The organism is Psychrobacter sp. AOP7-C1-14, from assembly GCF_052376135.1.
Lineage (GTDB): Bacteria > Pseudomonadota > Gammaproteobacteria > Pseudomonadales > Moraxellaceae > Psychrobacter.
Window position 1 is genome coordinate 18,058 of the sequence record NZ_JBQSVH010000027.1, and the last position, 14,786, is coordinate 32,843.

Below are 14,786 nucleotides of genomic sequence, written 5' to 3' on the forward strand. Positions count from 1 at the left end.
AAAACCCTGATTGCTAGTACATTAGCAATCAGGGTTTTTGTTATTTATCACTGTGCTTTTGGATTGTCATTAATGAATGTCAATAGAAGTTCAGCCAACGTTTCGCTTTGGTCTTCTTGTAGGAAATGACCACCATTGACAATAGTCGTATGTTTTTGGCCTTTGGTACCAGGAATCAGTTTCTGCATGATGCGATCGCCACCACCAGTCACTGGATCAGAATCACTAAACAACGTAATAAATGGCTTGATCCATTTGCTCAGTACGACCCAAGCTGCACGATTGTTTTCTGAAGCAGGATCATCTGGTGTAGTAGGCACTAGTACTGGAAACTGTCTGGCACCTTCTTTATAGGACTCATCAGGGAAGGGTGCATCGTACGCATCCAGTACGGCTTGAGACAATGTCGTTGTGGTACCGCTTTTGATGGTGCCTGCTACATTGAACTGCGGCGTCTCTTGAGAGAACTTCTGCCACTTGCGAAAACCTTCGCCAGGATCATGATCCCCAGTCGGTAGCATCGTATTCCCTGCTGCAACGCGGTCAAACTTATCAGGGTGCGCTGCTACTAAGCGTAGACCGATTAAACCGCCCCAATCTTGACAAAACAGCGTAATATTTTTTAAGTCTAATTGATCAAGCACCGATTGCATCCAATCGACATGGCGCTGATAGGTATAGTCAGTACGCGATGCAGGTTTGTCTGAACGTCCAAAACCAGGAAGGTCTGGTGCGATGACGCGGTGTCCTGCTGCTGTTAGTATCGGAATGATTTTACGATACAGATAAGACCAAGAAGGCTCGCCATGCAATAGTAAGATAGGGTCGGCGTCGCTTGGACCTTCATCAAGATAGTGTACTCGTAGCTCGCCACCTTCTGTATCATCGACTATCAGATAGTTCGGTTCAAAATCGTAATCCTGCAAGTTAGCAAAACACGAATCAGGCGTCCTAAGTTTTTTCATATATCATCCTTGGGTTAGAAAAATAATAGTACATTTTGGCATCGGTGTTAGACAGTTTATTAGAAATGAGTTTCTAAATGCTAATTGACTATCACTTGTAATTTCAGTGATAGAGCTATCTGAATATGTACTATAGTACTATATTGATTAAACGTTCAAAATAAAAACTATACCTTACATTCATCCGATGCTGCAAACATTAATAGTGGATGTATGCGTTAATAGCAACGACTATATTTAGGATACTCTTGAGTTACATTTTATAGGACTAAACTAATCATGACGCCAATATACCTTCACTACAACGTCGGTACGACTGAGCTCAAGTCGGTCTTTAAGCAATAAGCGTAATGCTTTGGTAGTATTTGCTTCTAATGCTCCCCAAACTTTACCAATCTGTAGAGGATTGTCGGTCAAGTAATCGCCCAACTTGCTATCAATTAGTGTGGCTAACTCTGCTCCTGAATTTATTTGATTGGTCACGATGGGTAATACGGTAAAGTGGTTGTTACCATTGTTTTCAGTATCGCAATTAAGGTCACTGCACATTTTTACAGTATCAAAATAACGTTGATCCTCTGCATCTTGTGTTACACAAATGACCAGTGGTGGTTTGGGGTTATTCCACAGTTCCAGCAGTCGTGCTGCCGTTGGCATCGAGGTCTCATCTACAATCAGTACCGCTTGACCGTCTTGCAAGTGTTCTACCTTTTCTGGAAATTCTCGCTTTGTGACAACGGACTCGCCTGCTTGTAGTGCTGCTGCCCAGTTGCCGCCCGGCGTATCCCCATGTAGAAATACATCGACCCATGCTCTTATCTCATCATCAGCATACCATGCTTTTCTCAAAGTGTAATAGCAGTGAGGACGAGCAGGGCGTATGTTATCTTTTTCACCGTCATTAACTGCATTGTCATTAGTTTTATAGTCACCAGCTTTATTGTCATTAGTGCTGTCAGTCATTGATGCACTAGTCATTGCATTGTGCTCTAAATCAAATAAGTACGCGTAACCTGCTTCGTTGGTAGGTACTGATATTGAGCGAGGGGCATCCTTGGCACCATTCAATAACGGCATACTCAATTCAAGGCGCAGCATGTTTTTGCTGACTCTATAACTGTTTTGTACATCAAATACTTGCTTGGTAAGTTTAATCGTTTTTTTGCCTAGCTTTTTATCGGCTCTTTGCTTTAGCAAGATATATTGAGCTTGTAAGTCATCAAGCTGGGAGATAGGTGTAGCGAAAGCAATAAAAAACGTTTGTTCGTAAAGAGAGTTGTCTTGAGTATCAGTTGGCTGGTCCTCTGAGACTTTTGGGCGAGTCTGTATGGTAATACCTTCAGCGTAAATATCGGTCATTTGTGCATCTATAAGATCCAACTTGGCTGTAGATAAAGAGGTAAACGCACTCAAGAACCCAAGCAATTCATCGAGGTGCTCTTCATTAATATGAGCAACGACACTTGCTATTTTAGGATTATTCAGAGAAGTGTATTGGCTGTTCTGGTTATGGGCATTTTCTGTAGTGGCTAAAAGAAGGTTAGTCATATAAATACTCGCAATCAACAAAGTGTTGAAATTAAAGTGAATGAGTTTTTAGTTAATGATAATTGTTTTTGTTATCGTTTACGAGTAAAATCAATTTTTTCTTGTGGTTTTTCGCAAAAATCGGTCTATAACCAAAGATCGATAAACCATAACTTTTATGACGTATTATTTTTATCAACAATGAGTACTTATATGCTACGTGCAAACCAGCTGACTATCAGCCGTCAAGGGAATACGCTATTAGACAATGTGACTTGTGAGATCGATACCAATCAATTAGTGGCTTTGGTTGGACATAATGGGTCTGGCAAATCGACCTTGATCAAAGCATTAGCAGGGGAGATGGCAAGTAGTAGCGGTAAAGTTGCATTAGATGAGCACAGTATCAATGACTACGGCAGCAAAGAGTTGGCGCGACAAATGGCATATCTGCCACAGCAATTGCCAGAGGCTGCTGGGTTTACGGTGCGTGAGCTAGTCATGCTAGGTCGCTACCCACATCAAAAATGGCTGCAAAAGCCAACTCAAATAGATAAAGACAAAGTCGCGCAAGCATTAAAAGTAACTCAAACAGAAGCGTTTGCTGACCGAATCACTGCCACGCTATCAGGTGGTGAGCGCGCTCGTGCTTGGCTCGCGATGTGTCTAGCACAAGACACACGTTACCTATTGCTCGATGAGCCACTTGCTGCGCTTGATATGCATTATCAAATCGAGATTATCCAGCTTATTCGTCGTTTAGTGGATGAGCAAGGCTTAAGCGTGGTAATTATTATTCATGATATTAATTTGGCCGCGCAATATGCTGATCGAGTAATCGCGCTAAAAAATGGTCAAGTATGTCACAACGGTGATATCGCCAGTACTATGCAATCTACTGTGCTACACAATATCTTTAATGTCGATATGCAGCTGCTCAGTCATCCTATTACTGGACAGCCTGTCGCAGTTGCTTAACGTCTGGTTTCTGCTTCTTATTTTTAATTCGCCTACAAAGATACGCCTCTATGCCTCACATTCTTTATACAGACAAGTCATCAAAATTTCCATTATCCACATCAGTAACAGTAATGGCTTCACTGAAGTGGTTTGCCCTCGTATTGTGCTTGGTATTGACGGCCTGTAATAGCCAGACATCTACGCAAAAAACCGCTACCTTGGAGGTAGAAAGTAGTCACAGCGATAGCATGAATATTGTGTCTCCTGACTGGGGTAATGCAGCAACTTTGACAGCGATGGGAAATGCACCAATTGCGACAGGTGATGTAAGGGTTTGGGATAGATGGGTGGGAAGCCCCAAACTGCCAACATCGATAACAGACTTAGGCATCCGCTATCAGCCCAATGCTGAGCTAATCGCTCAATTGCCTGTGGATATGGTCATAGATAATTATTTTTATGAGCATGCTCGTAATCTATACGGCGACGTCCCTGCTGAGTCTGTGATGTCTGCGGCAAAAGGAGAGACAGCAACGTGGGCTGATTATACCGAACCGACGCGGGAGCTTGGCGTACTGATTGATAACCCAAAGATGGCTGAAGACTATATTGTGCAAAGCCAAAAAGACATACAGCTAGCCAGTCAGCAGTTCCAACACCGTTACCCAAAAGCAAAGAAATTCGCAGTGGTACAGTTTGCGGATGCTAACAACATGCGTATGTATGTGGCAAACAGCTTATTTCAGCCTGCGTTAGAGCAGATGAATAGAGAGCTTGTGGTATTGGGCAAGGGTAACAATTGGGGGTTTGTGCCGATACGGATGGGAGATTTGGCACAATTAGATGATGAAACTTGTCTACTAATTATCGACCCGCTGAGCCCAATTACTAAAGCTGAGATTGATGACAGCTTGATTTGGCAGCGTCTAGGCTATGGCAAGTCCCGCTGTGTGGGCGAGCTTCCACCAGTATGGATTTATGGTGGTATGTCGTCATTGGTTAGTTTAGCAAATAACTTGTCAGACGTTTCATTAAAAGGCGGGGAAGTACTATGAGCGCCAATGCAGATACTCACAACAACCACAATACCAATAATCACACCGATAGTGTTCATACGATGACATCCGCTTCTCAAGCAGCAACAGTTTCAAAACCCTCGTCAACGAAACAGTCATCATCATCACCACTAAATCAGCCACCGGAACAACCCAATCCCCAAACCTCTCTATTTGCCAATTTGTCTTGGCGACTATGGGCTATGCTCATCGGATTAGCGGCTTTGTCATTATGGAGTAGCTGGGTACTGCTAGATCAGCAATGGACGCGTCCATTTAGTGATTTGTTTATACCAAGTATGCAATTAGATATTGCCAGTATGGCGATACAGCTACATATAGTGGCAACCAGCGTAGTAGCATTGTTGGCTGGCGGGCTATTAGGTGTGGTCAGTATTTTACTACAGCAATTGGTAAAAAACCCTTTAGCATCAGATACCACTTTGGGTGTGGGTGTTGGAGCACAGTTAGCCATGCTCATCGTCACGTTGTTTTTACCAAGCTTGGCCATTTATGGCGGACTTTATGTTGCCTTTGTGGGGGCTATCATCAGTATGGGTCTGGTATTTGCCTTATCAGCACACAGTCGATTTAACCCATTAATTTTGATATTAGCTGGCTTGGTGGTCAATATCTTACTGGCCGCGGTAGCTAATGTACTGGTGCTGTTTTTCGCTGAGCGTAGTAACGGTATGCTGTCGTGGGCGGCTGGATTTTTAGCACAAAACAGCTGGCATACCAGTATAGCGCTAGTCATTACTGCGGTGTTGATGGCGGTTGTATGTCTACCATTATTAAAGCCATTAACGCTTATGAGTCTAGATGACACGCAGGCGAAACGCTTGGGTGTGCCTATTAATGGAATTCGCGCACTTGTTGTATTGGTCGTCGCTGTTGTGACGGCCTTAGTAATCAGTGAAGTTGGTTTAATTGGTTTCATTGGTCTTGGGGCTGCAAGTTTGGTCAATGCGCTTGGTCTCTCGTCTATTGGTAAACGTTTAGTCGCTGCCTTTGGACTGGGGGCATTGCTTTTATTATTAACCAGTAATGTCGCGTTACTGCTTGAGCCAATACTTGATATGCAGATTCCAGCTGGGGCTATGACAGGTATCTTGGGTGCACCGTTAATTATTTGGCTAATTTTACGTCAGCGTCGTGAGCGGATAGAGACAGTGACGCCTATGCTTGCGGGTAAACATACATCCATTGCATTTTGGCGCTGGGGTGTTGGGGTGCTTGCTGTCATCATGTTGGCTTGTTTGTTTGTGCAAGATATCAATGGTTGGGGGGTTAGTACAGATTGGGCGCTTACGCAGCAGTATCGCTTACCTCGTAGTTTGAGTGCTGCGGCCACAGGCTTGATGTTGGCGGTTGCAGGCGTGTTACTACAAACTCTAACACGTAACCCCATGGCCAGTCCTGAGGTATTGGGTGTCAGCTCGGGTGCTGCACTTGGGGTTATTTTAGGGTTTTTATTATTACCAAGTTTAGGGTTATCTGCTGGAGCAGGGACGTTGCTAATCTCAGGACTGTCAGGTGCGATGGCTGTGCTGCTATTAATTATTTGGCTGGCACGTAGGGTCAGTTCAGGTTATTTATTATTAGTAGGTATAGGTATTGCCGCCATGATGGATGGTGTGATGCATATGGTCAAGCTCTCAGGAGACCCGCGGCTAGAGGCGATGCTCAGCTGGCTGTCAGGGACAACTTATAGTGCTCAGCCCAATACGGTATGGTATCTCATTGGTATTGCCACTATCTTATTTATACTCAGCCTACTGTTGATTAAACCCTTACGCGTCCTTGGCTTAGGCACAGGTGTGGCGCGTAATCTAGGTGTGGCAGTTACGCCGATTACTTTGTCACTATTGGCATTAGTGGCAGCGCTTAGTACGGCCAGTACGCTTGCCGTTGGCCCATTGAGCTTTATTGGTTTGATGGTGCCACATTTGGCTACTTCATTGGGAGCCGTGAAGCTTGAACGGCAATTGCCACTAGCTGCACTTTTAGGGGCAGGGGTGATGGTGATAGCGGATTGGATTGGACGCTATGTTATTTTTCCTTATGAGCTACCGGCAGGAACAATTGCGGCTATTATCGGTGGTGGCTATTTCTTATGGCTCATTCGTAAGGTACCAGCCTCAGCAAGTAGATAGCCGCTGTCTGCAAGCATTCAATAGCTGACAATTTTGGCTTCGATAGTCTTAAGTTGAGCGCCTCTGATCTAGACAGTATTCAGACAGAAAATAAGCTGACTAAAATATTGATATGAAGGTCTGAGTAATCTTCAGCAGAGGTCTATCGAATGCTGTTTGATCTACAACTTAATGTGAATAACGACGCAAAATTTCAGCTAGATTGGATGATACGCTCGGCAGGCTAGCAAAATAATAATCAGGAGCAAATCATACCGACCATCACCCAAAATCTACCTGACACTTTTAGTATTGAAGCTTATCAAAAGACGTTTGCCTTGAGACCTGTCAACTATCCAGAAGATATGCCATTTTGCGTACAATGTCTGATTGAGATGCCAGAAAAGGCGGCCCCATTATATTTCTGCAATCGAGATGAGTTTTTTGAATCTAGAGGCTATCTTAACTTCTATGGTGTCACGGCTTAATGAGCAACGTTCCTATAAATAAAGCACCCATAAATAAGGCATCTAAAAACGAAGTGTCTATACGCGAAACCGATCAGAAGAGTAATAATGGCTTGAGCGAAAAACAAGTGCAGCGGGTACTATTGACGCTATTGCTTGGTGGTACAGTGGTTAGCTTTAGTAATAGTGCGCTCAATCCAGCGATTCCTGTTTTTATGTTAGCGTTTGATGTCGATATTGTGATGGGCGGCTGGGTGTTAAATGCTTATGTGTTAGCCATGAGTGTGGGGCTGATGCTGAGCGGTTACTTAAACAAAAACTTTCTTTTTAAGCATGTTTATTTAGCAGCGATTTTTGGGTTTATGATGGGCTCAGTCATTGGGGTGCTAGCGTCCAGTATGAGCCTGGTCATTATTGCCAGAGCTATCCAAGGGTTGAGTGGCGGTCTGATTATCCCACTGTCTATTGGTATGCTGTATCAGATTTACCCACAGCAGCAGCATGGTAGAGTAATGGCGCTATGGGGCATCGTTATTATGATGTCACTGGCGTTTGGCCCTTTGGTTGGCGCTTATTTGGTTGAGCAGTTTGCATGGTGGACACTGTTTGCCATTACCGTACCACTCAGTGTAACGGTCATGGCGATGGTATGGCGCTTAATACCTGACATATGCTCACATGATAAAAAAAGCCCTTTCGATACCATCGGGTTTATCAGCTTACTCACTTGGCTGCTTGCGATGATGATATGGCTGAGCACGCTGCAAATAGATTTTACTGGTGGGTTACTCAGCAGCGACGGCTTATTAAAGATAGCTACGTTAGGTTTATTGTCTGTCGGGTTTTTATTGTCTGCGATGGTTTGGTGGGCCTATGAGCGTCGTCAGCGGCATCCGTTATTGAATGTGCGCTTATTCCGTAATAAAACCTATTTGCACAGCAATATCATCAGTATTAGCCAAACAGTAGGTTTGATGCTCTGTCTCTTACTACTGCCTGTGTTAATACAAGATGTGATGGGTGAAAGTGCGTTATGGACAGGCGTTGTCCTGATGGTCGCGACGCTCGTGGCCAGCATCACCACGCATTACGCTGGCAAAAGGGTAGATAAGCGCGGTGCCAGAGGGATTGGTATTGTGGGGATTGCGATTAGTGCGTTATCTACCTTGATGCTGGCATGGTGTTTGTATCAGCCAACGCTTTGGTTGCTTATTCTGATTATGAGTATACGCGGTATCGGAGTAGGTTTGGCATATCTGCCGACCACTACGGTTGGGTTTAGCAGCTTACCCAAAGACTCAGTCACTGAAGGCGCGGCACTTAATAACATCAGTCGCCGCATCATCTCTACCATATTGGTCACGCTGTCCACAATGTATATAAACAGTCGAGGTGCACAGTTATTAGCATCAGGTAGTAGCCAATGTATGGCGAGTGCGATCCAAGAAATACTGGTAGTAATCACGGTGATTTTATTATTCACGATTCCTTCAGCGTGCAAATTACCACGATCCTCATAAATGGTTACCTCATGAACCTTTATTAATAATAGTTAAATACATATGGAAATAAAAATGATTATCATTTACAATACTATTCACAAAGTTAGTACACACAGTATTATTAGCTAAATGTTACTCATATCACTGTTTATCTATTCAACTAAGTGAAACAAACATGAAAAGTCATCATCAAGTTGCTCTATCTGTTCTTACCCTTTGTATTAGTCAGCAATTATATGCGCAAACTGACAACGCATCGGACGTTGCATTGAATGCGCAGACCTCAGCGGAACTGACCTCAAATGCCGTGTCTAATGAGACGCCCAATGTCACTTTAGATACTATCAATGTCACGGCTAAAGCCAGAACGGGCACAGCACTGGCACAGAAAATTAGTGAGATGCCAGCAGTTACGCAAGTGATTACTGAAAATGAGATTCAGATGCAGGCAACGGGTGACCGTACCACTGGTGATATCTTGGCACAGTTGATTCCGAGTCTGGGTGCCAGTAGTGGCTCAACCAGTAACTATGGCACGACCATGCACGGACGTCCTGTACAGTTCTTGTTGAATGGCGTGCCTTTGAGTAGTTCACGTAGTCTCTCACGCGAGCTAAATAGTATTGATCCTGCGCAGCTTGAGCGGGTAGAGGTACTCTCAGGTGCTACCAGTATTTACGGCGCTGGTGCAGCAGGTGGTTTGATTAACCTTGTGACCAAATCTTTGGTAGGATACGGTCCTATCAGACAGACCAGAGTTGGCGTCAGTAGTAGTCGTGGTTTTGAGTCAGACTCATTGGGTTATCATGTCGGGCAAACCTTAGGATATGGCGGCGAGCGTGTGTATGGTCGCCTAGACGTTGATTATGATAACAAAGGCGGCAAGTTTGATAGTAAAGGCAACCGAGTCAGCCCTGATGTGAACCAAACGGACCAACAAGATACCGAATCGCTAAGTGTGAATGGTAGCTTAGGTGTGGAGCTCACTGACAGCCAACGTCTTGATCTTGCAGTGACTTACTATAAAGACGAGCAAGATACTGACTATGGCCCAGACTATGGTGATGGTTTGGCAGTATTATTTGGTGCAACACCTTCTTTAAAAGCCATTGATGGTGCCAACGTAGAAAACGAGCCATATACTGAAAAAAGCTCGGTGAATCTAAGTTATAACGATGATGACTTTGTAGGCTCAGGTTCTAACTTAAGCTTGACAGGTTATTATAGAGATGAAAAAGGCCGTTTTTATCCTTCTGCTAAGAGCGCAGCAGCCCAAGCAGCTGAAGTATGGCAAGACAATGGTTTAACTGATCAAAGTACAGTAGACCAGCTTAGCAGTGCTGCAGTGTTTGTGACCCAGTCAGAAGCTGACATCGAGGTAATGGGCTTGCGAGCAGCGTTGCAAACGGAGACTGAACTTGCTGGCAAAAATATACTGCTGAGCTACGGCGCTGATTTCGAACGCGAAAATAGTGAGCAAACGTATTATGGTCAAGATCTAAATGCGTTTCTTGCTAGTAATGGCTTGACCGCCCAAACCAACGGACTTACCTATAATGCTGGACCAGATACTACCATCGATAAATGGGGTGCATTTGTCAATGCAGATGTAGATATAACCGACAAGTGGCATACCAGCGCTGGCGTGCGTTATCAAAAACTGAAGTCAGAGACTGATACCTTTACGCCCATTTATGAGCAACTGCTTGAAGAGTATTTCAACAATCCTGCTATTAGTAGCACAAGCGATGCTTATGGCATTGACTATAAAGCAGGCGACGTAGAGAAAGGTAATACAGACCATGACAAAGTACTCTTTAATCTTGGTACTAGCTATCAACTAACACCGAACGATCAAATTTTTGCTAATTTTTCACAAGGGTTTACGACAGCAGATATCCAGCGTGCGCTGCGTGATGTGCGTGCAGGTTTTGTGGTTAATTCAGACAATGTTCAGCCGATTACAACTAATAACTACGAGTTCGGTTGGCAAGGCAAACATGGCGATACCGTAGCGCGTTTGAGCGGTTTTTATAATGAGTCAGATAAAGTTGTACGTTTCACCGATAGTTATACTGTAGAAGTCGTCGATACTGATGAGCGCGTCTACGGCGTAGAAGGGTCGCTCAGTCACGATATCAGTGATAAATGGCAAGTAGGTGGTAGTGTGGCGTATACCCGTGGTCAATATGATAAAGATGGCGATTGGCTAGAGCTCGATGCAGTACGTTTAACACCGTTAAAAGGTACCGCATTTGCTCAATATAACTTTGATGAAGGTAGTAATATTCGTCTGCAAGCCCTAGCCATCGGTGGTGATGATAAAGCCTTTAAAGATCAACAACAAGATCCTGATTCTAGTGCCTTACCTGTCACTGGTTATATGACCTTTGACGTGTTGGGTCAAGTAAAAATGCCAGTAGGTCGGGTAGACTATGGCGTTTATAACTTGCTTAACAAAAACTACCTAACGGTTTATCATCAAACCACTTATTCAGACTTGAATCGTCTGCCAGCTTCTGGTACTACTTATGGCCTAAGCTATACCGTTGATTACTAAAATTAGAGCGTATTAAAAAAAACCTTTTATGCCAACTTACTTATGCGGTTTGCCATTGATTATTTTGAGCAGAATATTAATGGCAATAGACTTTATAACGGGTGCAAATATCACACTGATACCAGTTCTTAAAAGAAAATGCGTGATCGCTGTGTATAACGCCCGATTTCATAAGGGAAAACGTAACCAAAGTTTTTTAACAGGCATGACTATCATATTCTATGGCTACAACCCTAATCTAAATCCTGAGGTTAAAGTACTGATTTGCTCGAGCGGAAAATGAGAGTTGTATTCAAGTAGAAAAATAAATGGGCACAAGCTAAGTTTCTACGTTAAAGGTGGATGGAGAGTAATCTACATAAACTATTTCATAATACAGGCTGTGTCAATTTTATATTGAACTAACTGTATATAGCAGTTATTTGTGTCCCTAGTAATAGTAAAAAGCCAGATACACATCGTATCTGACTTAACGAAAACTATTCATTTATTTTGGGACGAGATATATCTATATCTCTTTCTGTAAAACCACTTTGTCTGAATAACCTGCAGGCATCGGTGTGACTGCTGTATCTGAATCATCTATATCAGTTGATTTTGCTGCTGTATCTACATAGTCTATATCAGTTGGCTTGACTGCTGATGTATGCCATTCTGGATCGAGATGCGCTCCCATCTTTAGCATTTTCATTAATGACAAGACTAGTAGCAAGATCACGAATAGGAAAGGTATGGCTGTCAGTATTGAAGCAGTCTGTAGTGTTTTCAGATCTCCACCTAATACCATTAAAGTACATGGCAAAATAAATAAGGTAAAGGCCCAAAACAATCTATTCCATTTAGCAGGTTCTTCGTTTTGTCTTATGTAGGGCGTCGTTGAAGAAGCCATCATATAAGCTGCTGAATCAAATGAAGTTGCTAAGAATATCAAAGCGACAAAACTGTACAAAGCCACTACTAATTTGCCTAAAGGTAAGGTGCCCATGATTTGGATAATAGTTGCAGCTGCACCTACTTCTTCTATTAATTGTTCAGTTGACAATACTCCAGTCAACTCTACGTGCATTGCATAATTTCCTAATATTGCGAAATAAGCAGTACACCCTACGCTACCCCATGCTATTCCTCCTATGATTATTTCTCTAATGGTCCTTCCTCTAGAGATCTTAGCAATAAATAACCCCATGAATGGGGTATAAACAATCCACCACGCCCAGTAGAATATAGTCCAACTGTTGACAAAGTTTCCACCGTTCGTAGGATCAGTATAAGTATTCCAGCGTACAAAATTACTAATTACCATACCTACACCATTGGTTCCCATTCTTAAAATGAACTCAGTGGGTCCAATCAATAGAACATAACCTAGTAGTATGATAGAAGAGACAATTGCTATGTCACTCAAAATTTGTAATCCACGTTTCAAACCAGAGTAAGCACTCCATGTGAATAAAACAGTACATAATATGAGTACAAAAACGGTCATTGATGTTGTAGCTGGTATTCCAGTGACACTGCTGATACCTTCTGCTACTAATGGAGTGCCGAGTCCTAATGACGTGCCAGCAGCCCCTAAAATGCCAAACATAAATGTTACATCAATTGCCTTACCCAATAATCCATCTGCATGTTTTCCGATTACAGATCGACAGACTTCACTTAACCGAAGAATAGGAACTTTTAGGATATAGTAAGAGTAGGCAATAGGTATAGATGTGATGATGAAAAATGCCCAAGCAGTAGGCCCCCAGTGAAAAATACCATAAGCAGCAGCAATCTCAGCGGCAGAAGCAGACTTTGCTTCAATGCCATAAGGTGGCGCTGTATAGTAATAAGCCCACTCAATCACTCCCCAATAAAGTATTCCGGAGGCTACGCCCGCAGCAAAAAGCATGGCGCCCCAGCTAAAAGTTGAGAACTCGGGTTTTTCATCTTTAGTACCAAATTTAATCTTTCCGTGTTCGCTAAAGAATAAATAAATTAGAAAGCCAATACTCCCTGCGCCACCCCACAAAAATAGTAAGCCGAGATTTGTAGTAAAGAAATCATTTGCTTGATTGACAATCACGGCACCTTTTTCTGGAAATAAAACCAGAGGAAGACAAATAGCGACAATCAAAAAAAATGTGGCAATAAATACTGACCAATCAATCCTTCCTGATTTTACTTCTTTCATTTCAACACTCCTTCCTTAGAGTTAGATATCTTATACGTTTAGAGGCTCGTTTAGTTCAATAACGTATCCATCAGGATCAAAAATGAACCCTAGCATTCTTTTGCCATGGTTCATTTTTTTTGCTTCACTTTTTATTTTGACGCCTTCTGATTTAAGGTATTCCATTGCCTCAGTTAAGTTTTCAACATTGAAAGCAATATGTCCATAGGCGTCTCCCTTGTCATAAGGTTCACTAGTATCCCAATTATTGGTTAGCTCTATAGTCGTTGTTTTATTCTCGGGACCATAACCAATAAAGACATTAGTAAACTTTCCTTCAGGGTATTCGTTTTTTCTTAAGATAGTCATGCCCATAATCCGAACATAAAAATCCAGAGATTTTTCTAACTCCTTAACTCTTATCATTATGTGGTCAAACTTGAATTGAATTTTGTTTGGCATAATGCAAATCCTTTCCATGGTTGAGATAAAGAATACTACAGTAAAATTGAATACTCTTATTATTAGTTATACTCATACATGGGTGAATTATACTTACTTCAACATCTTTGGATATGCCTGTACATTCATATTATTCATGTTGCTTAGAGCTTTTGACTCTTAAGCAGTATTTATAATTATTAATAATTTTATTTAAAATTATTAAGTAATCAAAGGAATTTGCCATATGTCTAATAAATTAATGAAAAGCCCGATTCCCATTGCTGATTTTGATATTAGCTATAGTGAAGGTGATGGTCCTGTATATTCAATGCCACCTGAAGTTTTTGTGGACAAAGAATTTTACGAGTTTGAGATGAATGCAGTGTGGGCTCATGAATGGTTTTGTGTCGGGCATGCAAGTGATATTCCAAAATCAGGAGATTATTACACAATCGAAGTAGGTGAAGACCCTTTAATCGTTATTCGTGATCGTACTGGTTCAGTAAATGTTCTCTCAAATGTATGTCAACATCGAGGAATGATACTTCTTGAAGGACGAGGTAATACGCGACGTATTAGCTGTCCCTTACATGCCTGGGTTTATAACATAAATGGTGAACTCACTTCAGCGCCAGGGTTAACTGATGCAGATGAAAAGGTAGAGAGTTTTAACATTAAGGATGTTTGTTTGCCTAAGATTCGCACTGAGGTTTGGCAAGGATTTGTTTTCATTACTTTTGATGAGGACTTACCTCCATTGAGCGATCGTTTAGGTAATTTAGGTGATCAGCTAGGTAACTATAAAATAGATGAGCTGCGTGCCTCTGTACCACTAAAGATGGAGGCTTTCGATTGGAATTGGAAGATTTTCAATGACGAATGCTACCACTGTTCATACTTACATGGTGGATCATGGGGTGAGATGTATCCCTTATGCCTTAATTCTACTGATGAAATGGTCAAGTTTAATGATATTGAAAACGGCTTAGTATCATACAATTTGATTAGTCAACATA

10 protein-coding genes are annotated in these 14,786 nt (G+C 42.3%); 6 read left to right on the top strand and 4 right to left on the bottom strand.

What is annotated here, in order from left to right; translation table 11 throughout:
- Window positions 1-47: 47 nt before the first annotated feature.
- Together ACT3QN_RS12895 and ACT3QN_RS12900 are read right to left on the bottom strand one after the other, a co-directional pair.
- Entirely contained in the window at window positions 48-965 is a 918-nt protein-coding gene (locus tag ACT3QN_RS12895) for a haloalkane dehalogenase (protein ID WP_444523426.1), read from the bottom strand.
- Window positions 966-1,238: 273 nt separating this feature from the next.
- Window positions 1,239-2,513, bottom strand: a complete 1,275-nt coding sequence (locus tag ACT3QN_RS12900; RefSeq protein WP_444523427.1) for an SIP domain-containing protein — start codon at window positions 2,511-2,513, stop codon at window positions 1,239-1,241.
- Window positions 2,514-2,705: 192 nt separating this feature from the next.
- Here ACT3QN_RS12900 and ACT3QN_RS12905 point away from each other — a divergent pair, with 192 nt between their 5' ends.
- From ACT3QN_RS12905 to ACT3QN_RS12925, 5 genes are all read left to right on the top strand, one after another.
- Window positions 2,706-3,470 (top strand): ABC transporter ATP-binding protein, encoded by a 765-nt coding sequence (locus ACT3QN_RS12905; RefSeq protein WP_444523428.1) that lies wholly within the window; start codon window positions 2,706-2,708, stop codon window positions 3,468-3,470.
- 50 nt (window positions 3,471-3,520) lie between these two features.
- Entirely contained in the window at window positions 3,521-4,507 is a 987-nt protein-coding gene (locus ACT3QN_RS12910) for an ABC transporter substrate-binding protein (protein WP_444523429.1), read from the top strand.
- Entirely contained in the window at window positions 4,504-6,663 is a 2,160-nt protein-coding gene (gene fhuB, locus ACT3QN_RS12915) for a Fe(3+)-hydroxamate ABC transporter permease FhuB (RefSeq protein ID WP_444523430.1), read from the top strand. The genes ACT3QN_RS12910 and fhuB overlap by 4 nt, the downstream gene beginning before the upstream one ends.
- Window positions 6,664-7,129: 466 nt before the next feature.
- Window positions 7,130-8,629, top strand: a complete 1,500-nt coding sequence (locus tag ACT3QN_RS12920) for an MFS transporter (protein ID WP_444523431.1) — start codon at window positions 7,130-7,132, stop codon at window positions 8,627-8,629.
- 157 nt (window positions 8,630-8,786) lie between these two features.
- Window positions 8,787-11,171 carry a TonB-dependent receptor gene (locus ACT3QN_RS12925; protein WP_444523432.1) on the top strand — a complete coding sequence of 795 codons (2,385 nt, stop codon included), beginning with the start codon at window positions 8,787-8,789 and terminating at the stop codon, window positions 11,169-11,171.
- A gap of 508 nt (window positions 11,172-11,679) precedes the next feature.
- Here the strand turns inward: ACT3QN_RS12925 and ACT3QN_RS12930 are convergent.
- Together ACT3QN_RS12930 and gloA are read right to left on the bottom strand one after the other, a co-directional pair.
- The gene (locus ACT3QN_RS12930) at window positions 11,680-13,347 is read right to left on the bottom strand and encodes a BCCT family transporter (RefSeq protein ID WP_444523433.1); all 1,668 of its coding nucleotides are present in this window, start codon (window positions 13,345-13,347) and stop codon (window positions 11,680-11,682) included.
- Between the two features lie 30 nt (window positions 13,348-13,377).
- Window positions 13,378-13,788 carry a lactoylglutathione lyase gene (gene gloA, locus ACT3QN_RS12935; RefSeq protein WP_444523434.1) on the bottom strand — a complete coding sequence of 137 codons (411 nt, stop codon included), beginning with the start codon at window positions 13,786-13,788 and terminating at the stop codon, window positions 13,378-13,380.
- Between the two features lie 226 nt (window positions 13,789-14,014).
- On the opposite strand from gloA, the gene ACT3QN_RS12940 reads away from it, so the two are divergent.
- The coding region (locus ACT3QN_RS12940) for an aromatic ring-hydroxylating oxygenase subunit alpha (protein WP_444529281.1) at window positions 14,015-14,786 on the top strand (772 nt) is incomplete at its 3' end.

What these genes read in the sequence shown, in the direction of transcription:
- ACT3QN_RS12930 (WP_444523433.1), bottom strand. Translation starts at nt 13,347, where the DNA reads ATGAAAGAAGTAAAATCAGGAAGGATTGATTGGTCAGTATTTATTGCC.
- ACT3QN_RS12910 (WP_444523429.1), top strand. Translation starts at nt 3,521, where the DNA reads ATGCCTCACATTCTTTATACAGACAAGTCATCAAAATTTCCATTATCC.
- fhuB (WP_444523430.1), top strand. Translation starts at nt 4,504, where the DNA reads ATGAGCGCCAATGCAGATACTCACAACAACCACAATACCAATAATCAC.
- ACT3QN_RS12895 (WP_444523426.1), bottom strand. Translation starts at nt 965, where the DNA reads ATGAAAAAACTTAGGACGCCTGATTCGTGTTTTGCTAACTTGCAGGAT.
- ACT3QN_RS12920 (WP_444523431.1), top strand. Translation starts at nt 7,130, where the DNA reads ATGAGCAACGTTCCTATAAATAAAGCACCCATAAATAAGGCATCTAAA.
- ACT3QN_RS12905 (WP_444523428.1), top strand. Translation starts at nt 2,706, where the DNA reads ATGCTACGTGCAAACCAGCTGACTATCAGCCGTCAAGGGAATACGCTA.
- ACT3QN_RS12900 (WP_444523427.1), bottom strand. Translation starts at nt 2,513, where the DNA reads ATGACTAACCTTCTTTTAGCCACTACAGAAAATGCCCATAACCAGAAC.
- ACT3QN_RS12925 (WP_444523432.1), top strand. Translation starts at nt 8,787, where the DNA reads ATGAAAAGTCATCATCAAGTTGCTCTATCTGTTCTTACCCTTTGTATT.
- gloA (WP_444523434.1), bottom strand. Translation starts at nt 13,788, where the DNA reads ATGCCAAACAAAATTCAATTCAAGTTTGACCACATAATGATAAGAGTT.